The following is a 20,043-nucleotide window of genomic DNA, read 5'->3' as shown; positions in this document are numbered from 1 at the left end:
GGGTGCGAGCATGACCGTATGGCTACTCACCTCATCACCGGTGCCGGTTCCGGCATCGGCGCCGCCGTCGCGGCCCGCCTGCACGCCCGCGGCGACGACCTGGTCCTCCTCGCCCGTGACGCCGCCCGCGCCCGGCAGCTCGTCGAGCTCTACCCCGGCGCGCGGACCCTCGTGGGAGACCTCGCCGACCCCGACCGGCTGTCGTGGGCCTTCTCCAAGCAGCCGATCCCCGAGCGCATCGACTCCCTCCTGCACGTCGCGGGGATCGTCGACCTCGGCCCCGTCGGCGAGCTCCGCCCCAAGACCTGGCACCAGCAGCTCAACGTCAACCTCATCGCCCCCGCCGAGGTCACCCGGCTGCTGCTGCCCACCCTGCGCGCCTCGAAGGCCACCGTCGTCTTCGTGAACTCCGGCGCCGGCCTCACCGCCCACGCCGACTGGAGCGCCTACGCCGCCTCCAAGCACGGCCTCAAGGCCCTCGCCGACTCCCTGCGCGCCGAGGAGAAGCCGAACGGCATCCGCGTCACCTCCGTCTACCCCGGCCGCACCGCCAGCCCGATGCAGGCCAAGGTGCACTCGCAGGAGGGCAAGGAGTACGACCCCGCCGCCTGGATCGACCCCGAGTCCGTCGCCACCACCATCGTCATGGCCGTCGACCTGCCCCGCGACGCCGAGGTGAACGACCTGTCCGTGAGGCCCGGCCGATGACCGCGAGCGCCACCGGAGTCGGCTCGCTGCCCGGCGGCGACGCCCGCGAGGCCGCCAAGACCGTCACCGGCTCCTTCGAGGAGTTCCCGTACCTCGCCGAGCTGCCCGCCCGCGGCCCCGGCGCGGACATGATCGGCCGCTCGCTCGGGCTGCTCGTCGACCTGTACGCCCACGTCGAGCCCAGCGGCTGGCGCATCAGCGACCGCCCGGGCCGCGACACCCGCCGCGCCCGCTCCTGGCTCGGCGAGGACCTGGACGCACTGGAGGAGTTCACCCAGGGCTACACCGGCAAGCTCAAGGTCCAGGCCGTCGGGCCGTGGACGCTGGCCGCCGCCCTGGAACTCCACGGCGGCGAGGCGATGCTCCAGGACGCCGGAGCCTGCCGGGACCTGGCCGGATCCCTCGCGGAAGGCCTGCGCGAGCACCTGGCGGACGTGCGCAAGCGGATCCCCGGAGCCGAGATCGTCCTCCAGTACGACGAACCGTCCCTCACCGCCGTCCTCCTCGGCCGGGTCCGCTCGGCCAGCGGCTACCGCACCTACCGGGCCGTCGACCGGCAGGTCGTGGAAGGCACCCTGCGGGACCTCTTCGCCGTCCACGACGGGGAGGTCGTCGTGCACTCCTGCGCCCCCGAGGTCCCCTTCGGACTGCTGAAGCGGGCCGGCGCCGCGGGCGTCTCGTTCGATTTCTCCCTGCTCACCGAGCGCGAGGACGACGCCCTCGGGGAAGCCGTCGAAGGCGGGCTGAAACTCTTCGCCGGAGTGGTGCCCGGCACCGACACCGTGTTGTCGGACCCGGGCGGTAGCGTCATGGGTGTCAGGAAGCTTTGGCGCAGGCTGGGACTGGCTCCGGGGACTCTCGCCGAGTCCGTCGTGGTCACTCCGTCGTGCGGTCTGGCGGGCGCCTCGCCCGCCTACGCCCGCGCGGTGCAGGCCCATTGCGTCAGGGCGGCGAGGTCGCTCGCCGACAACCCTGAGTGACGGTCGAGACGGGCCACGGGAGGACACGGCATGGCAGCCGAACAGCAGGACACGGCAGTACCGGCGGCGGTGCGTGAGCAGCACGCGCTGCTGGCCGAACAGGTCGAGGAGCACCGCTTCCGGTACTACGTGAACGACCAGCCGGTCGTCAGCGACGCCGAGTTCGACAAGCTGCTGCGCTCGCTGGAGGCGCTGGAGGAGCAGTACGCGGAGCTGCGTACGCCCGATTCGCCCACCCAGAAGGTGGCCGGGGCGTACGAGACGGACTTCGCGTCCGTCGAGCACCGGGAGCGGATGCTCTCCCTCGACAACGCCTTCGACGACGAGGAACTGGCGGCCTGGGCCGAGCGCGTGGCCCGGGACGCGAACACCTCCGACTACCACTACCTGTGCGAGCTGAAGGTGGACGGCCTCGCCGTCAACCTGACCTACGAGAACGGCCGCCTCACCCGCGCCGCCACCCGCGGCGACGGCCGCACCGGCGAGGACATCACGCCCAACGTCCGCACCATCGCCGAGATCCCGGACCGCCTCAAGGGCGACCGGATCCCGGCGCTGGTCGAGATCCGCGGCGAGGTCTACTTCCCGATGGAGAAGTTCGAGGAGCTCAACGCGCGGCTCGTCGAGGCGGAGGGCAAGCCCTTCGCCAACCCGCGCAACGCGGCGGCCGGGTCGCTGCGCCAGAAGGACCCCAAGGTCACCGCGAGCCGCCCGCTGCACATGGTGGTCCACGGCATCGGCGCCCGCGAGGGCTTCGAGATCGAGCGCCAGTCGCAGGCGTACGAGCTGCTGCGCGAGTGGGGCCTGCCGACCGCCCGGCACAACAAGGTGGTCTCCACGCTCGCCGAAGTGCGCGGGTTCATCTCCGCATTCGGCGAGAACCGGCATTCGGTGGAACACGAGATCGACGGCGTGGTCGTCAAGCTCGACGAGATCGCGCTCCAGGGCCGGCTCGGTTCCACGGCCCGCGCGCCGCGCTGGGCGATCGCCTGGAAGTACGCGCCCGAAGAGGTCAACACCAAGCTGATCGACATCAAGGTCGGTGTCGGCCGCACCGGCCGCGTGACCCCGTACGCGCAGGTGGAGCCGGTGACGGTGGCCGGGTCCGAGGTGGAGTTCGCGACCCTGCACAACCAGGAGGTCGTCAAGGCCAAGGGCGTCCTCATCGGGGACACCGTGGTGCTGCGCAAGGCGGGCGACGTCATCCCCGAGATCCTCGGGCCGGTGGTCGACCTGCGGGACGGCAGCGAGCGGGCGTTCGTGATGCCGGCCGAATGCCCCGAATGCGGGACGACGCTGCGGCCGATGAAGGAGGGGGACATCGACGTCCGGTGCCCCAACGGGCAGACCTGCCCCGCCCAGCTCCGGGAGCGGCTCTTCTACCTCGGCGGCAGACAGAGCCTGGACATCGAGAACTTCGGCATGGTCGCGGCGGCCGCGCTGACCGGCCCGCTGGAGCCGGCCGAGCCGCCACTGCTGGACGAGGGCGACCTCTTCGGCCTCACCATCGAGCAGCTGCTGCCCATCAAGGCGTACGTCCTCGACCCGGACAGCGGGCTCCCCAAGCGGGACCCGAAGACCGGCGAGGAGAAGATCGTCACGGTCTTCGCCAACCAGAAGGGCGAGCCGAAGAAGAACGCCCTGGCCATGCTGGAGAACATCGCGGCCGCCAAGGAGCGCCCGCTGGCCCGCGTCATCAACGGCCTGTCGATCCGTCACGTCGGCCCCGTCGCCGCGGAGGCCCTCGCCCGCGAGTTCCGCTCGATCGAGCGCATCGAGCAGGCCACCGAGGAAGAGCTGACGGCCACCGAGGGCGTCGGCGCGATCATCGCGGCCTCCCTCAAGGAGTGGTTCGCCGTCGACTGGCACCAGGAGATCCTCCGCAAGTGGCGGGAGGCCGGCGTGCGGATGGAGGAGGAAGGTTCCGGCGAGGAGCAGGGTCCGCGCCCGCTGGAAGGGCTGACCGTCGTCGTCACCGGCACCCTCCAGGGCCACACCCGCGACGGCGCCAAGGAGGCCCTCCAGAGCCGGGGAGCCAAGGTGACCGGCTCGGTGTCGAAGAAGACCTCCTTCGTCGTGGTCGGCGACAACCCCGGTTCGAAGTACGACAAGGCCGTGCAGCTGAAACTGGCCATCCTCGACGACGCCGGTTTCGAGGTGCTGCTCGAACAGGGCCCCGACGCCGCCCGCGAGGCGGCCCTCCCCCTGGACGGCGGGCCCGTGGCGGAGTAGTAACCCACACGGGAGCCGCTCCGGGGGAGCGGCCGAGGCGAACGGATGCGTGGCGTGCGGCCGTACGGGCGGGCGCACGCCCGGCGCGGCGCCCGGTGGTAAACGGCCGGTACAGGCCTGGTCATGGGGCGGTGGGCTGTCGGATCATCGGAAGGGTGACGGGGGGTCCTGGTCCAAACTCACCCGTTCGGCGGATACCGTACTGATGAGGATGGCTGGGTCGCATTCGGGCAACCACTGCCGACCGCTGCCCCTGGGTGCCTCTCGCGTCCTACTGTTGTGGGGTGCGCCTGTCGTGCACGGCTGCCTGATGCGCTTCCGGCCGTGATGGCATGACATCGGGGCCATCGCGTGACATCGGCATCGCCGGCTGTGAGAGGGACGGGCATGAAACCCACCGAAAGCGCCGACCCGTCACCTGAATTCGGCGGGGAACCCCCGCCCAAGCGGACGGGCCGGCTCGGTGTCCTGGGTGCCAGGACACCGGAGACCCGTCCCCTCGACACCGGTACGGGCGGCGGAACGCAGGGACAGCGGCGCACCGTGCTGCCCCTCGTCGTCATCGGCATGGCCGCGGTGGTCCTCGCGGGCGGCATCGTCTCCGCGCTGACCGACCGTCAAGCCCTGTTCCCCGGCGGCACGGTGGGCTGGGCGCTGGCCCTCCTCACCGGCGTCATCGTCGGCCACCTGGTCGCCCTCGGCCGCGACCGCTGGTGGGGCGGCACCGGCTCGGGCGCCGCCCTCACCCTCGGCGTGCTCCTCCTCTACGGCTGGGTCCCCGCCGGACTCGTCTCGCTCGCCGTCGTCACCCTGGTCGGCGCCGCACGCCGGCACCGCTGGCGGCAGGGACTGCTGCACGGCTGCGTCGACATCCTCGGCATCGGCGCGGGAGCCCTCGTCCTGGCCGCCTTCGGCGACGCGCCGAGCGTCGAGACGCCCTGGCAGCCCGCCACCTGGGGCCTCGCCGACATCCCCGAAGTCGTCCTGGTCGCCGTCACCTACCTCGCGGTCACCCGGCTCCTGCTGTGGTGCGCGCTGAACCCGCGCGGCGGCGGCCTGCCCACCGTCGCCCGCACCGCCCTGCTCCGGCAGGCGCTGGTGGCCGCCGCCCTGCTCGGCATCGCCCCCCTCATCTGCGTGGTCGCCGTCAGCCTGCCCGTCCTGCTGCCGCTGTTCGCCGTACCGCTCATCGCACTCGACTCCACCCTGTGGATCGCCCGCGCACGGGCCGAGGAACAGCTGCGCGACCCGCTGACCGGGCTCCCGAACCGGCAGTGGCTGCTGGAACGCGCCTGGTCGGCCCTGGACGAGGCTGAACGTTTGGGCACCCGGTCAGCTCTTGTGCTGATCGACCTGGACCGCTTCCGGGCGGTCAACGACACCCTCGGCCACCTGGCGGGGGACCGGCTGCTCCTCCAGATCGCCGACCGGCTGCGCCAGGCCCTGCCCCAGGACGCCGAAGTGGCCCGCCTCGGCGGTGACGAGTTCGCCGTACTGCTGCCCGTCGCCGACTCCACCACCAGCGCCCAGCGGGTCGCCCGCCACCTCGTCGCCGAGCTCAGCTCCCCGCTCGACCTGGACGGCCTGACCCTCGTCCTGGAGGCCAGCGCCGGACTCGCGGTCTTCCCCGACCACGCCCTCGACGCCGAGGGGCTGCTGCGCCGCGCGGACGTCGCCATGTACCAGGCGAAGCGCGACCGCACGGGCGTCGAGGTCTACGAGTCCAAGCGCGACAGCAACACCCCGGACCGCCTCGGACTCCTCGGCGACCTGCGGCGCGCCCTCGACGCCGGCGAAGTGGAACTGCACTACCAGCCGAAGGTCCGCTTCGACGGGCAGGTCGCCGGGCTGGAGGCGCTGGTCCGCTGGGTGCACCCGGAACGCGGGCGGGTCCCCCCGGACGAGTTCATCGCGATCGCCGAGACCTCCGGTCTGATGCCGCACCTCACCGAGTACGTCCTGGAGACGGCCCTCGCCCAGGTCGCCCGCTGGCGCGCCCAGGGCCTCAAGGTGCCCGTCGCCGTCAACGTCTCGCCCCGCGACGTCCACACGCCCGGCTTCGCGGGAGCCGTCGCGGCCCGCCTCGCCCGGCACGGGGTCCCGGCGAGCGGCCTCCAGCTGGAGATAACGGAACACGTCCTGCTGGAGGACCCCCAGCGGGCCGCCGACACCATGGCCGGGCTGACCGGGCACGGCGTCAAGATGTCCCTCGACGACTTCGGCACCGGCTACTCCTCCCTGGTGCACCTGCGCCGCCTGCCGGTCAGCGAGCTGAAGATCGACCGCTCCTTCGTGGCCCGGCTCGCCGTGGACGCCCAGGACGCGGAGATCGTGCGGTGCACGGTGGACCTGGCGCACTCCCTGGGACTGCTCGTCGTCGCCGAGGGCGTCGAGGACGACGAGACCTGGGAGCGGCTGCGCGACCTGGGCTGCGACGCGGTGCAGGGCTGGCTGGTGGCCGCCGCGATGCCGCCGCAGGAGGCCACCGCCTGGCTCCTCGCCCGCGGCGAGCGCGGCTGGCGCCGCCCGGCGGACATCACCGCCGAGCTCGCCGCCGCGGCGGCCGCCACGGCGGAGACCCCGGCCCAGTAGATCCGGCTCCCGTGGACCGGCCCGGCGGACCGGCCCGGCGGACCGGCCCGGCGGACCGGCCCGGCGGACCGGGTCGGTAGGCCGCCCGGACGGCCCGGCCGCGGTTCCCGTGTCCGGGCCCGGCGGTAACCGTTTAGTGCGTCGGGGGGCGGGCCCCATAGGATTGGGACCAAACCACACGTCCACCCACCCCCAGAGGATCGCTGCATGCCTGGCATTACGCGCGAGGAGGTCGCCCACCTCGCTCGGCTGGCGCGCCTTGAGCTGTCCAGCAACGAGCTGGATCACTTCGCCGGACAGCTCGACGACATCATCGGCGCGGTCGCCCGCGTCTCCGAGGTCGCCGACCAAGACGTCCCGCCGACCTCCCACCCGCTGCCGCTGACCAACGTCATGCGCGCGGACGAGGTCCGTCCGTCGCTCACCCCCGAGCAGGCGCTTTCCGGCGCTCCCGCCCAGGAGCAGCAGCGTTTCAAGGTGCCGCAGATCCTGGGGGAGGACTAACAGCCATGACCGACACGCACATCATCAAGCTCACGGCCGCCGAGACCGCCGAGAAGATCGCCTCCGGCGAACTCACGGCCGTCGAGGTCACCGAAGCCCACCTGGCCCGCATCGACGCGACCGACGAGAAGGTCCACGCCTTCCTGCACGTCGACCGCGAGGGCGCCCTCGCCCAGGCCCGCGCCGTCGACGCGAAGCGCGCGGCCGGCGAGAAGCTCGGCCCGCTGGCCGGCGTACCGCTCGCCCTCAAGGACATCTTCACCACCGTCGGGGTCCCGACCACCGTCGGTTCGAAGATCCTCGAAGGCTGGATCCCGCCCTACGACGCCACCCTGACGCGCAAGCTGAAGGAAGCCGACGTCGTCATCCTCGGCAAGACCAACATGGACGAGTTCGCCATGGGGTCCTCCACCGAGAACAGCGCCTACGGCCCCACCGGCAACCCGTGGGACCTCACCCGCATCCCCGGCGGCTCCGGCGGCGGCTCCGCGGCCGCGCTGGCCGCCTTCCAGGCCCCGCTCGCCATCGGCACGGACACCGGCGGTTCCATCCGCCAGCCCGCCGCCGTCACCGGCACCGTCGGCGTGAAGCCCACGTACGGCGGCGTCTCCCGCTACGGCATGGTCGCCTTCTCCTCCTCCCTCGACCAGGGCGGTCCCTGCGCCCGTACGGTCCTGGACGCGGCCCTCCTGCACGAGGTCATCGCCGGCCACGACCCGCTCGACTCGACCTCCATCGACGCCCCGGTCCCGCCGGTCGTCGAGGCGGCCCGCAACGGCTCCGTCGCCGGCATGCGCGTCGGCGTCGTCAAGCAGTTCGCCGGCGAGGGCTACCAGGCCGGCGTCGTCCAGCGCTTCAACGAGTCGGTGGAGCTCCTGAAGGAGCTCGGCGCCGAGATCGTCGAGCTGGACTGCCCGTCCTTCGACCTCGCGATGGCCGCGTACTACCTGATCGCGCCGTCCGAGTGCTCCTCGAACCTGGCCCGCTTCGACGCCATGCGCTACGGCCTGCGCGTCGGCGACGACGGCACCAAGTCCGCCGAGGACGTCACGGCCCTGACCCGCGAAGCCGGCTTCGGCGACGAGGTCAAGCGCCGCATCATCCTCGGCACGTACGCGCTCAGCTCCGGCTACTACGACGCGTACTACGGCTCGGCCCAGAAGGTCCGCACGCTCATCACGCAGGACTTCGAGAAGTCCTTCGAGCAGGTCGACGTCATCGTCTCCCCGACGACCCCGACCACCGCCTTCGCCATCGGTGAGCGCACCGACGACCCGCTGGCCATGTACCTCGCGGACCTGTGCACCATCCCGACCAACCTGGCCGGCAACTCCGCCATGTCGCTGCCCTGCGGCCTGGCCCCGGAGGACGGTCTCCCCGTCGGGCTCCAGATCATCGCCCCGGCGATGAAGGACGACCGCCTGTACAAGGTCGGTGCCGCCGTCGAGGCCGCCTTCGTCGCACGCTGGGGTCACCCGCTGCTTGAGGAGGCACCGTCGCTGTGAGCACCAGTGCACTGTCCAAGGCCAAGGGCTTCAAGAAGTCCAAGACCGGGACCTACCTGTCGATCGGCACCACCGCCTTCGGCGCCCTGAGCGTGATCAAGCAGGTCAAGAAGGCCCGCGTCGAGCACGACACGCTGAAGCTGATCGACGCCGCCGTGTCCGCCGCCGCCATCGTCACCGGCCTCGCGATCCTGTACCGCGAGCTGAAGCGCCTGGGCGACGACGACGTCCTGCTGGGCTGAGAGGGAAAGTTTCACCGTGACCACCTTCACCGAACTCCTGTCGTACGAGGACGCTCTCGCCTCGTTCGACCCCGTCATGGGCCTTGAGGTCCATGTCGAGCTCGGCACCAAGACCAAGATGTTCTGCGGCTGTTCGACCGAGCTGGGCGCCGAGCCCAACTCGCAGACCTGCCCCACCTGCCTCGGTCTGCCCGGCTCCCTCCCGGTCGTCAACGCGATCGGCGTCGAGTCCGCCATCAAGATCGGTCTCGCGCTGAACTGCGAGATCGCAGAGTGGTGCCGCTTCGCCCGGAAGAACTACTTCTACCCGGACATGCCGAAGAACTTCCAGACCTCCCAGTACGACGAGCCGATCGCCTTCAACGGCTTCCTCGACGTACAGCTGGAGGACGGCGAGATCTTCCGCGTGGAGATCGAGCGCGCCCACATGGAGGAGGACACCGGAAAGTCGCTGCACGTCGGCGGCGCCACCGGCCGCATCCACGGCGCGTCCCACTCCCTGCTGGACTACAACCGCGCCGGCATCCCGCTCATCGAGATCGTCACCAAGCCCATCGAGGGCGCGGGCGAGCGGGCCCCCGAGGTCGCCAAGGCGTACGTCGCCGAGCTGCGCGAGGTCATCAAGGCGCTCGGCGTCTCCGAGGCCCGCATGGACAAGGGCCAGATGCGCTGCGACGTGAACCTGTCGCTGCGCCCGACCCCCGAGTCCGAGTTCGGCACCCGCTCGGAGACCAAGAACGTCAACTCCCTGCGTTCCGTCGAGCGCGCGGCCCGCTTCGAGATCCAGCGCCACGCGGCGGTGCTCTCGTCGGGCGGCACGATCGTGCAGGAGACCCGGCACTTCCACGAGGAGGACGGCTCCACCACGGCCGGCCGCATCAAGGACAACGCCGAGGACTACCGGTACTTCCCGGAGCCCGACCTGGTGCCCGTGGCCCCGGCCCGCGACTGGGTCGAGGAGCTGCGCGGCGGTCTGCCCGAGATGCCGCGCGTGCGCCGCAACCGGCTCCGCGAGGAGTGGGGCGTCACCGAGCACGACATGCAGTCGATCCTCAACGCGGGCGCGGTGGACTCCATCGTCGCCACGATCGAGGCGGGTGCGGACTCGGCCGCGGCGCGCAAGTGGTGGATGGGCGAGCTGGCCCGCAACGCCAACGAGCAGGGCGTCGTCGTCGACGAGCTGCCGATCACCCCGGCCCAGGTGGCCCGGGTCGCGGCGCTGGTCGCGGACGGCTCGCTCAACGACAAGCTGGCCCGCCAGGTCATCGAGGGCGTCCTCGCCGGCGAGGGCACCCCGGACGAGGTCGTCGACAAGCGCGGCCTGAAGGTCGTCTCGGACGAGGGCGCGCTCGGCGCGGCCGTGGACGAGGCCATCGCGGGCAACGCGGCCATCGCGGACAAGATCCGCGGCGGCAAGATCGCGGCCGTCGGCGCGCTGGTCGGTGCGGTCATGAAGACCACCCGCGGCCAGGCCGACGCCGCGCGCGTCAAGGAACTCATCCTGGAGCGCCTGGGCGTCACCGAGGGCTGACCCCTCACCGCACGGCCGGAAGGGCCCCGCACCCCCGACGGGGGTGCGGGGCCCTTCCGCGCCACCGCGTGCGGCGGGGGCGCGACCCGCACTCACCGTCCCCGGACCCGCCCGACCACGTCCAGGACGGCCCGCGCGACCTCCTCGGGCCGGTCCTCGTGGAGGTAGTGCCCGGCGTTCGCCACCTCGGCGTGCCGCCCCCGGGCCGCGCCCGCCGCCACCCCGGCCTGGAGCCCCGTCCAGCGCGCCCGCAGCCGCCGGGGGAGTCCGCGCGTGGCGCTGAGCACCGTCACCGGTACGTCGGGCAGCGCGCGGGCGGCTCGCAGCCGGCGCAGCTCCGCCGCGTGCCGGGCCGCCAGCCCGTACTCCGCCCGTACGGTCCGGGCCCCCGGCGTGCGCCGCAGCACGAGCAGGGCCCCGGACAGCGCGTCGGCGGCCCGGACCAGCGGGGGCCGGAACTCCTCGTGCGCGGGGTCCAGCAGCACCAGCCCGGCCACCCGCTCCGGCCGCTGCCACGCCAGTACCTGGACGAGCAGCCCGCCCCAGCTGTGCCCGACCAGGACGTACGGGCCCGGCCCGGCGGCGTCCAGCAGCGCGGCCAGGTCGGCGACGGAGGACGCCAGGGTGGGTACCGGCCCGGGCGGACGCGTACCGAGCCCGGGACGGTCCTGGGCGATCACCCGGCCGTGCGCCCGGAGCGCGGGCAGGAGCGGGGCCAGGTGCCGGCCGCGGTTCCGGCCGCGGCGACCAGGACCACGGGCGGGGCGTTCGAGGGCGGTTCGGTGGTCAACTTCCCTCCAGGGTGGGCGGATCGGCGGACGGGGGGCTCCTTCGGGGAGCAGGTGATCGCACACGTAGCCTTCCGCGCATGGGGAACGAGGTGGAACGCAGGTACTGGCTCGCCCGCGGGTTCGAGCACCAGACCGGGATCTACCGGGTACTGGAGTGGGTGGCCGACGGATACTGCGCCATGGACTGGCGCGAGGCGCCCGAGATACCGGTGGGACTGAGTCCGGAGGCGGCCCGTGACCTGGTGAGGGCCGAGCAGCCCGGCTGGTCGGAGTCCAAGGTCTACCGGGTCACCAGGGCGGTGCAGTCGTTCGTCGACCGGATGTCCGAGGGGGACGTCGTCGTGGCCGCGAAGGCTCCGTACGACGTGCACGTGGGGGTGGTGGCGGGACCGGCCTACTACGTCGAGACGCGGGACCGGGCCTTCGCCCGGCGTCGGGCGGTGAACTGGCTGACCGTCGAGGGGGACGAGCCCTACCCGGGGCTGCCCGAGGAGGTACGGGCGCACCTCAAGGCCCGCCCGACACTGACGCTCCTGCCGGCCGGGGCAGCCGCCTACTTCGGGCGGTACGCGGACGCGGCACCGGCGGCCCCGACCCCGGCTCCGGCGCAGGACCCGTACCGGCGGCTGTGCCGGGCCATCAAGGCCGACGAGGCGGCGACGCGGCTGCGGACCGTCGAACGCCCGGCGACGGTCGAGCGGTACCGGGACCCGAGGGCGGTCGAAGCCGTGCTGGAGCGCTGCGGGGGCCGCTGCGAGAACCCGGACTGCGGCGGAATGCCGCAGGACACGACCGTGCGCGGGGAGCCGCTCCTGGAGGTCGACCACATCGACGACCACGCCTCGGGCGGGCGGGACCACCCGAAGCGCATGATCGCCCTGTGCCCCAACTGCCATGCGATGAAGACCCGGGGAGCCCGCGCGGAGGTGCTGCGCGAGCGCTTCCGGAAGGTGGCGAGGAAGGCGCACAAGAGGCGCCTCGCGGGGGAGGGTTAGGACCCCGCCCCGGCGAGGAACGCCGTCCAGGTGGCCGGGGCGACGGTGAGGACCGGGCCGTCGGTGACCTTGGAATCGCGGACGTGGACGGCGGCGGGATGGGCGGCGACCTCGACGCACGCGCCCCCCGCGTCACTACTGTGGCTCGACTTGCGCCAGTGGTAGGCGACTTCGAGGCAGTCGCCACCCGCATCACCGCTGTAGCTCGACTTGAACCAGGCCAGTTGGTGCGTCATGACTCTCCTAGCAGCTCGTCCAGCAGGCGCTTGCTGTCTTCGAGCGACAGGGCCTGCGAACGCAGCATCCCATATTTGAGATGGAGGAGATGGACCTCGTCGGGGTCGTCCTGGAGGAAGCTGACGTGCTGGCCTTCCAGGTAGCCGAGCTGCTCGTGGTCGGGGGTTTCCAGCAGGATCATCGAACCGTTCAGTCCCGCATGGGTCTCGCGGTCAGTGCGGATGATCTGGATGCCGACGAAGGGGAGTTCGGACATCTCGCGCAGGTGGCGGAGCTGGCCGCGCATCACCTCTCGGCCGCCGATGGGGCGCTTCAGTACGTGTTCTTCGATGATGAAATGCATCACCGGGGGCTGCGGCTTGCGGTGGAACAGGGCCTGGCGGGAGATCCGGTCCTCGGTCTGCTGTGAGATCTGGTCAGCGGGCAGTGGCGGGTAGAAGTTGGAGAAGACGGCCGCCGCGTACTCCGGGGTCTGGAGCAGGCCAGGGACGGCCGAGTTCTGGTACGAGAACAGGCTGAGCGCCTCCTCCTCGTGCTCCATGTACTCCCGGGCGAACGCCGGGTACCGCTCGCGCCGCGGAATGGCCTCCGCCGCCGTGCGCATCGCGCCGTGGGTGCCGAGTACCTCGTCGATGAGGACGGCCAGTTTGACGGAGAGCGCACGGCGGCCCTGTTCCACCGAGGCGATCGACTCGCCGTCGCAGTAGACCCGTTCGGCCAGCTGTTCCTGGGTGAGCAGGGCACGTTTGCGGTGGTGGGCCAGCATGACGCCGACGACCTTCCAAGAGGCGTTGCGCTGCGGCCTGTTGCGGTGGCTCTTGCTGCTGTGGGGCATGCTGCACCCTTCCCCATCCGGCGGGCCGCCGACCCGCTTTGTGCCCGTACGCCACCCGTACAGGATCGGCGTACGGGCCATTTCTGTAGCGGACGTTACTGAAATCGGGTACGGTCTGATCTGTAACTGCCGCTACGGAAATGCCGAGGTCCGCCGTGCCCGTCACCACGAACACCCCCTACGCCCGCACCGTCCGCAAGGAGAGCGGCGGCCCCGGCCTGCTGCTGGCCCACGGCGGGGGCGGATCGGTGCAGGCCAACTTCGGCCCGGTCCTGGACGCCTTCGCCGCGACCCGCAGCGTCGTCGGCGTCGACTACCCCGGCACCGGCGGCACCCCGCGCGCCACCGAACCGCTGGAACTGGACGAACTGGCGGACCAGTTGGTGGCCGCCGCCGACGCCGAGGGGCTGGAGCGGTTCGCGGTGCTCGGCTACTCCCTCGGCGGGAACGTCGCCGTACGGATCGCCGCGCGGTATCCCGAGCGGGTCACCGCGCTCGTGCTGACCGCGACCTTCGCGCGGGCCGGTTACGGGCTCGGGCTCCTCGCGGACCTGTGGTCCGAGCTGGGCCGGCGCGGGGAGAACGAGCTGCTCGCGCGGCTCCTCATACCGCTCGGGTTCAGCGCCGGGCAGCTGGAGGCGCTGACCCCCGAGGAGCTGGACGTCATGGTGAAGGTGTCCGCGGCCTCCATGCCGCCCGGGGGTGGCGACCATGCCGCCCTGGTGAAGAACGCCGACCTGCGCGCCGAGCTCGCGGGGCTCGACGTACCGGCCCTCGTCGTCGTCACCACCGGGGACCGGCTCGTGCCGCCCGCCCTCCAGCGGGAGCTCGCGGACGCCCTGCCCGGCGCCCGCACTGTGGAACTCGCCACGGGGCACCTGCCGTTCGCCGAGCGGCCCGCCGAGTGGGCGGCTCTGGTCGGGGAGTTCCTGGCGGCTCACTGAAGCGGGCCGTCCGGGCCGTGGGGCGCGGTCCGGGTGCTGCTCGTACCCACCTTCGAAGGCTTGGGTTAGGGTGACCTAACTATCGGGCCGGTGAAGGGGTGGGCATGGCCGCAGGCAAGGGCTGGGAGGGCGTGGTCCTCAAGCTGCTGAGGGGCAAGGACTTCACGTTCACGGTGACGGGCGTCGAGGAGGTCACCGACCACTTCCGGCGGATCCGCTTCACCGACGGCGGGCTGCTGGCGGCGGCCGGGGAGTCCCTCCACCCGACCATGTGGGTGCGGGTCTGGTTCGAGGGCGGCAGCCGGCCGCACCAGCGGGCCTACACCCTGGTGGACCCCGACCCGGCCACCGGGACCTTCGCCTTCGAGTTCGCCCTGCACGACGGGCTCGCCAGCCGGTGGGCGCGGACCGCCAAGCCCGGCGACACCGTCGACGCCACCGTCCAGGGCACCGGCTTCACCGCGCCCGACCCGGCGCCCGAGCGGCTGCTGGTGATCGGCGACGCGGCCTCCCTGCCCGCGATCAACTCCCTGCTGGACGCGTACCCGCGTACCCCGGCCACCGTCTGGTTCGAGACGCAGCACGCCTCGGACGCCGACCTGCCGCTGCGGGCCGACGCCGAGCGGCACGACGTCCGGCGCGTGGAGCGGGCCGGGGCGGCGCTGGCCGACCGGGTCCGGGCCGAGCTGCCGGAGCTGGTGGCGGACCCCGCCTCGGCGTACGTGTGGCTGGCCTGCGACACCGCGACCACCCGCGCCCTGACGGCGTACCTGCGCAAGGACCTGGCCCTGCCGAAGCAGCGGGTCAACAGCCTGGGCTACTGGCGCGCCGCCTGACGCGCCCGCGGACGCGCCGGCCGCTCGCGCCCGGACCGGTGGCGCGCCGCACGCTCCGGCCCCGGACCGGTCACGCGCCGACCGTGCCGTCGACGGCCTCGCGGAGGAAGTCGGCGTGGCCGTTGTGGCGGGCGTACTCGTGGATCATGTGCAGCATCACGACGCGGGCCGAGACGTCTTCCTTCCACTTGGCGACGTGCCGTGTCACGTCGAGCGACTCCAGCCCCGCCTCGACGCCCCGGGAGTGCTCCACCTCGGCCTGCCAGGCGGCGTACGCCTCCTCCATCGTGGCGCCCGTCGTGTCGTAGGCGGCCTGGAAGTCGTGCCGGTCGGACCACACGTGCGGCACGTCAGGCCCGCCGTCGCCCAGGGTGCGGCGGAACCATTGCCGCTCGACCTCGGCCATGTGCCGCACCAGCGCCAGCAGCGAGAGGGAGGAGGGCGGGGAGGCGCGGCGGCGCAGGTCCGCGTCGCCGAGGCCCTCGCACTTCAGGGCGAGCGTGGCGCGGTGGAAGTCGAGGTAGGCCCGCAGCGTTTCGCGTTCGCCTGCGGTGAGGGGCGGGCCGACCCGCTCGACGCCCTGGACGACGGGCGCGGCGGCGGCCGCTTCGGTGTGCTCGGAGCTGTCCATGCGATCGATCTTGCCCGTCCCCCCGCCTCCCCGAAAGGGCCTCAGCCCTGCCACACGTAGGGGACCGTGACCCCCAGCACCCCGAAGCCGAGGCGTTCCAGGATCGGCCGGCTGTCGTCCGACGCGTCCACCTGCAAGTACGGGACGCCCCGCTCCGCCGCCACGCGGGCGCGGTGGGCCACCAGCAGCCGGTAGATGCCCCGGCCGCGCCAGCCCGGGTCGGTGCCGCCGCCCCACAGGCCCGCGAACGAGCACCCCGGCCGCATCTCCATCCGGGCCGCGCTCACCGGCACCTCCCCGGCCATCGCCACCACGGCCTCGATCGTCTCCGGCTCGTCGCGCAGCAGGCGCAGCATCGTCTCCCGGATCCGCGGCCGCTCGGTGCCGAAGGCGCGGCGGTGGACCTCCATCATGAGATCCACTCCGGTCTCGTCCGTCACCACCCGCAAGGTGATCCCCTCCGGCGGCTCCACCGGCAGCGCGGCCAGGTCGGCGGTCCGTGCCACCAGCAGCGTCTCCGGCGGCTCCGGCACGAAGCCCGCCGCCCGCAGCCGCTCCCCGAGGTCCGCGGGACGGTCGTGGGAGTACAGCTTCCACTCGAACTCCGCCCCGCCCTCCTCCCCGTCCCGCGCCGAGAAGAACGCCACCTGCGCCGCGATCTCCGCGTCCGCGTTCCCCTCGTCGAGGTCCGACCAGAGCACGCCGTTCCAGCCGAGCCCCGGCGAGGTCTGCCGCACGACCGCGCCCGCCCGTTCCACCCGCGCCGCCGCCACGTCGGGTACCGCGTCCCGGCGCATCTGCGCGTCGTAGCGGTCGCGCACGTCCAGCAGCTCTTCACGATCCATCGCCTTGGTCATCGGGCCAGCTGACCAGCTGCCGGACCGCCCCGACAACTGCATTAGCCTCACCCCGTGAACGCTCTTCCCGTGAACGGGGACCCCGTGGACGAGAACGCCGCCGGCCAGGACCCGGCCGTCTACACCGGCAAGGCCACCCCCGACGCCGCCACCGACCGGGGCTGGCTCCTCGGCCACTTCAAGCCGCCCGGCGACCCCCGGCACAGCGAGGACGTGGAGATCAAGTGGGGCGTCCACCCCAAGGGCGAGACGCGCGAGCGCTGGGTCACCGGGGAGCGGCGCACCGCGCTTCAGGTGCTCATCAGCGGCCGCTTCCGGCTGGAGTTCCCCGGCCGCACCGTGGTCCTCGCCGAACAGGGGGACTACGTCGTCTGGGGGCGCGGCGTCGACCACTCCTGGTACGCGGAGGAGGACACCGTCGTCCTCACCGTCCGGTGGCCCTCCCTGCCCGGCTACCGCGCCGACCTTCCGTCCGACCCCGCCGACGGTTGACCGAGGTCCCGCATTTCCCCGGCGGCCTGTGACGATGCACACGAAACGGGCCAACGATCACGAATCGCTGAGATCGTGTCGCCGAGGTGTAGACCTTCCCGGCCGCGACGGGGCGACCCCCCGACGGCGGCCGACCGCACGAGTTCAAGCGTTCTTTGCGTCGGGCCGACTCCCGGTGAAGATCCGAACCACCAGGGAGCACGTCCGTTGGCAGCAATCGCTCGGTGGTGCATGCGGCACCGCCTGGTCACCGTCCTGATCTGGCTGCTGGCCCTCGGCGGGACCGCCGTGGCCGCCGGCGTCGCCGGGACCGCGTTCTCCAACGACTACGAGGTCCCGGGCACCGAGTCCGCGAAGGCCCACGCCCTGCTCCGCGAAGGCTTCCAGGGCCAGGGCGGCGACACCGACACCATCGTGTGGCGGACCCCGGACCACCAGAGCGCACGCACCCCGGACGTCGAACGGCGCATGACCCGCGCCCTGGACACCGTCGCCGCCCTCCCCGGCATCGGCTCCGTCAGCGGCCCCTACGGCCCGGACCCCGAGAACGCCGCCCGGATCAGCCCCGACGGGCGCACCGCCTACGCCGTCGTCACCTTCGACCGGGCCGCCGACTCCGTACCCAAGGACCAGGCCAGGGCCGTCGTCGACGCCGCCCGGAACGACTCCACCCGCGCCGACGGCCTCCAGGTGGAACTCGGCGGCCGCGCCATCGGCCTGACCGAAGCACCCAGCCCCCACCTCGCCGAGGTCATCGGGGTCGCCATCGCCGCCCTGGTCCTCTTCCTCGCCTTCGGCTCCCTCGCCGCGAGCCTCCTGCCCATCGCCACCGCCCTGGTCAGCGTCGGCAGCGCCTACTTCGGCATCACCCTCCTCGGGCACGCCATGCCCGTCGCCGACTTCGCCCCCATGCTGGGGACCCTCGTCGGCCTCGGCGTCGGCATCGACTACGCCCTGTTCATCGTCACCCGGCACCGCAAGGGCCTGGCCCGCGGGCTGGCGGTCGACGAGGCCGCCGAGAGCGCCGTCGCCACCACCGGCCGGGCCGTCGTCTTCGCCGGAGCCACCGTGTGCATCGCCCTGCTCGGCATGCTGGTGCTGCGGCTGAACTTCCTCGACGGCGTCGCGATAGCCGCCTCCCTCACCGTCGTCCTCACCGTCGCCGCGTCGGTGACCCTGCTCCCCGCCCTCCTCTCCTGCATCGGCATGCGCGCCCTCTCGCGCCGCGAGCGCCGCAGACTCGCCGCCGAAGGCCCCCGCGCCGAGTCGCCCAGCGGCTTCGCCGCCCGCTGGTCCGCCTTCGTCGAGCGGCACCCCAAACTCCTCGGGGCCCTGGCCACCGCCGTCATGGTCGCGCTGGCCCTGCCCACCCTGTGGCTCCACCTCGGTACCTCCGACCAGGGAAACAACCCGGCCGGCTCCACCACCCGCAAGGCCTACGACCTGCTGGCCGAGGGCTTCGGCCCGGGCACCAACGGCCCCCTCACCGTCGTCACCCGCCTCGACGGCCCCGGCGACCGGACCGCCGTGGACCGGATCGCCGAGGCGGTGCGCGGCACGCACGGAGTGGCCTCCGCCGGCCCGGCCGTCCTCAACCGGAGCGGGGACACCGCAGTCCTGACCGTCGTACCCGACTTCGCCCCGCAGTCCCGGGCCACGAGCGAGCTCGTCGACACCCTCCGCCACGACGTCATCCCGCGCGCCTCCCACGGCAGCACGGCCCAGACCCACGTCGGCGGGGTGACGGCCGGCTACGACGACTTCGCCGAGGTGATCGTCGGGAAGCTGCCCCTGTTCGTGGGCGTGGTCATCGCCCTCGGCTGCGTCCTCCTGCTGCTGGCCTTCCGCTCCATCGGGATCCCGCTCAAGGCCGCCGCCATGAACGTCGCCGCCGTCGCCTCCTCGTTCGGCGTCGTCGTGGTGATCTTCCAGTGGGGCTGGGGGAGCGAACTGCTCGGCCTGGGCAGCGCCGGACCCATCGAACCCTTCCTCCCGGTGATCATGGTGTCGGTGCTGTTCGGACTCTCCATGGACTACCAGGTGTTCCTCGTCAGCCGGATGTACGAGGAGTGGCTCGAAACCGGAGACAACAAGCGGGCCGTCCGGGTCGGCCTCGCCGAGACCAGCCGGGTCATCAACTCGGCGGCCGTCATCATGATCGCCGTCTTCCTGGCCTTCGTCCTGAGCGGCGACCGGATCATCGCGATGTTCGGCATCGCGCTCGCGGCCGCCGTCGCCCTCGACGCCTTCGTCCTGCGCACCCTGCTCGTACCGGCCCTCATGCACATGCTCGGCGGGGCGAACTGGTGGCTCCCCGCCTGGCTCGACCGCAGGCTGCCCCGCATCAGCATCGAACCCCCGGAGCGCCGCACCCGTGCGAGACTTCCCGCGCAGCGGCCGGACGCGGACCACGCGGAACCGGCCGCCCTGTCCCGGTGACCGGTCACGAGCCGTAAGGAAGCCCGTATGTTCGCGATAGACCTGGCCGACGACGCCCAGCTGTTCCCGCTGGAGGTCTGGCACGCCGAGGAGTTCCTGGCACACATGGACCGGGGACGCGAGTTCATCGGCCGGTACATCGGTTTCCCCGACCGCGCCACCGACCTCGACTCGGCGCGCAAACTGCTCGGCTCGAACGCCGAGAAGGCCGCCGCGGACGGCGCCCGGCTCTACGGGATCCGGGTCGACGGCACGCTGGTCGGCGGAGTCCTCTTCCCCAGCTTCGACGCCGCCGGGGGCAACGCCGAGGTCGGCTGCTGGCTGGAGCCCGCCGCGGCCGGCCGGGGCCTGGTCACCAAGGCCTGCCGGATCCTCGTCGACTGGGCGATCGGGGAGCGCGGGATCCACCGCGTGGAATGGCACGTCGCCACCGGCAACACGAAGAGCATCGCCGTCGCCGAGCGCCTCGGGTTCACCCGCGAGGGCGTCATGCGGCAGAACTACCTCCACCACGGAGTCCGTCAGGACACCGAGATGTGGGCGCTCCTCGCCGACGAATGGGCCGCCGCCCGCAAGGCCTGACGGCCACCGGCGCCACCACGGGCACCACCGCCGCCGCAGGCCCCCGCCCGGGACCTGCGGCGCCGCCGCTCCAGGGCCGCGGCCGCCTCTCAGGAACCTCTCATAAAGGC

Annotated in this window: 19 protein-coding genes; 14 read left to right on the top strand and 5 right to left on the bottom strand. The window is 72.6% G+C overall.

Annotated elements, in window-relative coordinates; genetic code table 11:
- The first annotated feature begins 18 nt into the window (after positions 1-18).
- The 8 genes from ABZZ17_RS23625 to gatB all read left to right on the top strand — a co-directional run bounded on the left by ABZZ17_RS23625 (position 19) and on the right by gatB (position 10,294).
- Complete coding sequence (locus ABZZ17_RS23625) at positions 19-708, top strand: SDR family oxidoreductase (RefSeq protein ID WP_356878293.1); 690 nt, start codon at positions 19-21, stop codon at positions 706-708.
- A complete protein-coding gene (locus tag ABZZ17_RS23620) occupies positions 705-1,688 on the top strand; it encodes a methionine synthase (protein WP_356878292.1) in 984 nt (327 codons plus the stop codon). The genes ABZZ17_RS23625 and ABZZ17_RS23620 overlap by 4 nt, the downstream gene beginning before the upstream one ends.
- A gap of 30 nt (positions 1,689-1,718) precedes the next feature.
- Positions 1,719-3,920 carry an NAD-dependent DNA ligase LigA gene (gene ligA / locus ABZZ17_RS23615; protein WP_356878291.1) on the top strand — a complete coding sequence of 734 codons (2,202 nt, stop codon included), beginning with the start codon at positions 1,719-1,721 and terminating at the stop codon, positions 3,918-3,920.
- Between the two features lie 543 nt (positions 3,921-4,463).
- Entirely contained in the window at positions 4,464-6,512 is a 2,049-nt protein-coding gene (locus ABZZ17_RS23610) for a bifunctional diguanylate cyclase/phosphodiesterase (RefSeq protein ID WP_356878325.1), read from the top strand.
- A gap of 207 nt (positions 6,513-6,719) precedes the next feature.
- Positions 6,720-7,016, top strand: a complete 297-nt coding sequence (gatC, locus tag ABZZ17_RS23605; RefSeq protein ID WP_356878290.1) for an Asp-tRNA(Asn)/Glu-tRNA(Gln) amidotransferase subunit GatC — start codon at positions 6,720-6,722, stop codon at positions 7,014-7,016.
- Between the two features lie 5 nt (positions 7,017-7,021).
- The gene (gene gatA / locus ABZZ17_RS23600; RefSeq protein WP_356878289.1) at positions 7,022-8,521 is read left to right on the top strand and encodes an Asp-tRNA(Asn)/Glu-tRNA(Gln) amidotransferase subunit GatA; all 1,500 of its coding nucleotides are present in this window, start codon (positions 7,022-7,024) and stop codon (positions 8,519-8,521) included.
- Positions 8,518-8,763, top strand: coding sequence for a hypothetical protein (locus tag ABZZ17_RS23595; RefSeq protein ID WP_356878288.1), 246 nt, complete (start codon positions 8,518-8,520; stop codon positions 8,761-8,763). Before gatA ends, ABZZ17_RS23595 begins: the two co-directional genes overlap by 4 nt.
- Positions 8,764-8,779: 16 nt before the next feature.
- The gene (gene gatB, locus ABZZ17_RS23590; protein WP_356878287.1) at positions 8,780-10,294 is read left to right on the top strand and encodes an Asp-tRNA(Asn)/Glu-tRNA(Gln) amidotransferase subunit GatB; all 1,515 of its coding nucleotides are present in this window, start codon (positions 8,780-8,782) and stop codon (positions 10,292-10,294) included.
- Positions 10,295-10,386: 92 nt separating this feature from the next.
- On the opposite strand, the gene ABZZ17_RS23585 is transcribed toward gatB, so the two are convergent.
- Complete coding sequence (locus ABZZ17_RS23585; protein WP_356878286.1) at positions 10,387-10,974, bottom strand: alpha/beta hydrolase; 588 nt, start codon at positions 10,972-10,974, stop codon at positions 10,387-10,389.
- 188 nt (positions 10,975-11,162) lie between these two features.
- Here ABZZ17_RS23585 and ABZZ17_RS23580 point away from each other — a divergent pair, with 188 nt between their 5' ends.
- Positions 11,163-12,080, top strand: coding sequence for an HNH endonuclease (locus ABZZ17_RS23580; protein ID WP_356878285.1), 918 nt, complete (start codon positions 11,163-11,165; stop codon positions 12,078-12,080).
- Here ABZZ17_RS23580 and ABZZ17_RS23575 read toward each other — a convergent pair.
- Entirely contained in the window at positions 12,077-12,316 is a 240-nt protein-coding gene (locus ABZZ17_RS23575; protein ID WP_356878284.1) for a DUF397 domain-containing protein, read from the bottom strand. The two genes, ABZZ17_RS23580 and ABZZ17_RS23575, sit on opposite strands and share 4 nt — an antisense overlap.
- The gene (locus ABZZ17_RS23570; RefSeq protein WP_356878283.1) at positions 12,313-13,152 is read right to left on the bottom strand and encodes a helix-turn-helix transcriptional regulator; all 840 of its coding nucleotides are present in this window, start codon (positions 13,150-13,152) and stop codon (positions 12,313-12,315) included. The genes ABZZ17_RS23575 and ABZZ17_RS23570 overlap by 4 nt, the downstream gene beginning before the upstream one ends.
- 140 nt (positions 13,153-13,292) lie before the next feature.
- Here ABZZ17_RS23570 and ABZZ17_RS23565 point away from each other — a divergent pair, with 140 nt between their 5' ends.
- Together ABZZ17_RS23565 and ABZZ17_RS23560 are read left to right on the top strand one after the other, a co-directional pair.
- Complete coding sequence (locus ABZZ17_RS23565) at positions 13,293-14,096, top strand: alpha/beta fold hydrolase (protein ID WP_356878282.1); 804 nt, start codon at positions 13,293-13,295, stop codon at positions 14,094-14,096.
- 104 nt (positions 14,097-14,200) lie between these two features.
- Positions 14,201-14,932 carry a siderophore-interacting protein gene (locus ABZZ17_RS23560; RefSeq protein ID WP_356878281.1) on the top strand — a complete coding sequence of 244 codons (732 nt, stop codon included), beginning with the start codon at positions 14,201-14,203 and terminating at the stop codon, positions 14,930-14,932.
- Positions 14,933-15,002: 70 nt separating this feature from the next.
- Here ABZZ17_RS23560 and ABZZ17_RS23555 read toward each other — a convergent pair whose 3' ends face one another.
- Positions 15,003-15,563: a DinB family protein gene (locus tag ABZZ17_RS23555; RefSeq protein ID WP_356878280.1), complete on the bottom strand. Its 561-nt coding sequence runs from the start codon at positions 15,561-15,563 to the stop codon at positions 15,003-15,005.
- Between the two features lie 41 nt (positions 15,564-15,604).
- Positions 15,605-16,408 carry a GNAT family N-acetyltransferase gene (locus ABZZ17_RS23550; RefSeq protein WP_356878324.1) on the bottom strand — a complete coding sequence of 268 codons (804 nt, stop codon included), beginning with the start codon at positions 16,406-16,408 and terminating at the stop codon, positions 15,605-15,607.
- Positions 16,409-16,504: 96 nt separating this feature from the next.
- Here ABZZ17_RS23550 and ABZZ17_RS23545 point away from each other — a divergent pair, with 96 nt between their 5' ends.
- From ABZZ17_RS23545 to ABZZ17_RS23535, 3 genes are all read left to right on the top strand, one after another.
- A complete protein-coding gene (locus ABZZ17_RS23545) occupies positions 16,505-16,912 on the top strand; it encodes a signal peptidase I (protein ID WP_356878323.1) in 408 nt (135 codons plus the stop codon).
- A gap of 207 nt (positions 16,913-17,119) precedes the next feature.
- Entirely contained in the window at positions 17,120-19,351 is a 2,232-nt protein-coding gene (locus ABZZ17_RS23540) for an MMPL family transporter (protein ID WP_356878279.1), read from the top strand.
- A 27-nt stretch (positions 19,352-19,378) separates the two neighbouring features.
- On the top strand, positions 19,379-19,933 hold the full coding sequence (locus ABZZ17_RS23535) for a GNAT family protein (protein ID WP_356878278.1): 555 nt from the start codon (positions 19,379-19,381) through the stop codon (positions 19,931-19,933).
- Positions 19,934-20,043: the final 110 nt, after the last annotated feature.

This window comes from Streptomyces sp. NPDC006512 (assembly GCF_040611935.1).
Lineage (GTDB): Bacteria > Actinomycetota > Actinomycetes > Streptomycetales > Streptomycetaceae > Streptomyces.
Note: the sequence above shows the minus strand (reverse complement) of the source record. Positions and strands in the feature narration are given on the sequence as shown.

Bases quoted from the DNA above. Each gene is read 5' to 3' on its own strand.
- ABZZ17_RS23625 (WP_356878293.1), top strand. From the start codon at position 19: ATGGCTACTCACCTCATCACCGGTGCCGGTTCCGGCATCGGCGCCGCC.
- ABZZ17_RS23620 (WP_356878292.1), top strand. From the start codon at position 705: ATGACCGCGAGCGCCACCGGAGTCGGCTCGCTGCCCGGCGGCGACGCC.
- ligA (WP_356878291.1), top strand. From the start codon at position 1,719: ATGGCAGCCGAACAGCAGGACACGGCAGTACCGGCGGCGGTGCGTGAG.
- gatC (WP_356878290.1), top strand. From the start codon at position 6,720: ATGCCTGGCATTACGCGCGAGGAGGTCGCCCACCTCGCTCGGCTGGCG.
- gatA (WP_356878289.1), top strand. From the start codon at position 7,022: ATGACCGACACGCACATCATCAAGCTCACGGCCGCCGAGACCGCCGAG.
- ABZZ17_RS23580 (WP_356878285.1), top strand. From the start codon at position 11,163: ATGGGGAACGAGGTGGAACGCAGGTACTGGCTCGCCCGCGGGTTCGAG.
- ABZZ17_RS23575 (WP_356878284.1), bottom strand. From the start codon at position 12,316: ATGACGCACCAACTGGCCTGGTTCAAGTCGAGCTACAGCGGTGATGCG.
- ABZZ17_RS23570 (WP_356878283.1), bottom strand. From the start codon at position 13,152: ATGCCCCACAGCAGCAAGAGCCACCGCAACAGGCCGCAGCGCAACGCC.
- ABZZ17_RS23565 (WP_356878282.1), top strand. From the start codon at position 13,293: ATGCCGAGGTCCGCCGTGCCCGTCACCACGAACACCCCCTACGCCCGC.
- ABZZ17_RS23560 (WP_356878281.1), top strand. From the start codon at position 14,201: ATGGCCGCAGGCAAGGGCTGGGAGGGCGTGGTCCTCAAGCTGCTGAGG.
- ABZZ17_RS23555 (WP_356878280.1), bottom strand. From the start codon at position 15,563: ATGGACAGCTCCGAGCACACCGAAGCGGCCGCCGCCGCGCCCGTCGTC.
- ABZZ17_RS23550 (WP_356878324.1), bottom strand. From the start codon at position 16,408: ATGGATCGTGAAGAGCTGCTGGACGTGCGCGACCGCTACGACGCGCAG.
- ABZZ17_RS23535 (WP_356878278.1), top strand. From the start codon at position 19,379: ATGTTCGCGATAGACCTGGCCGACGACGCCCAGCTGTTCCCGCTGGAG.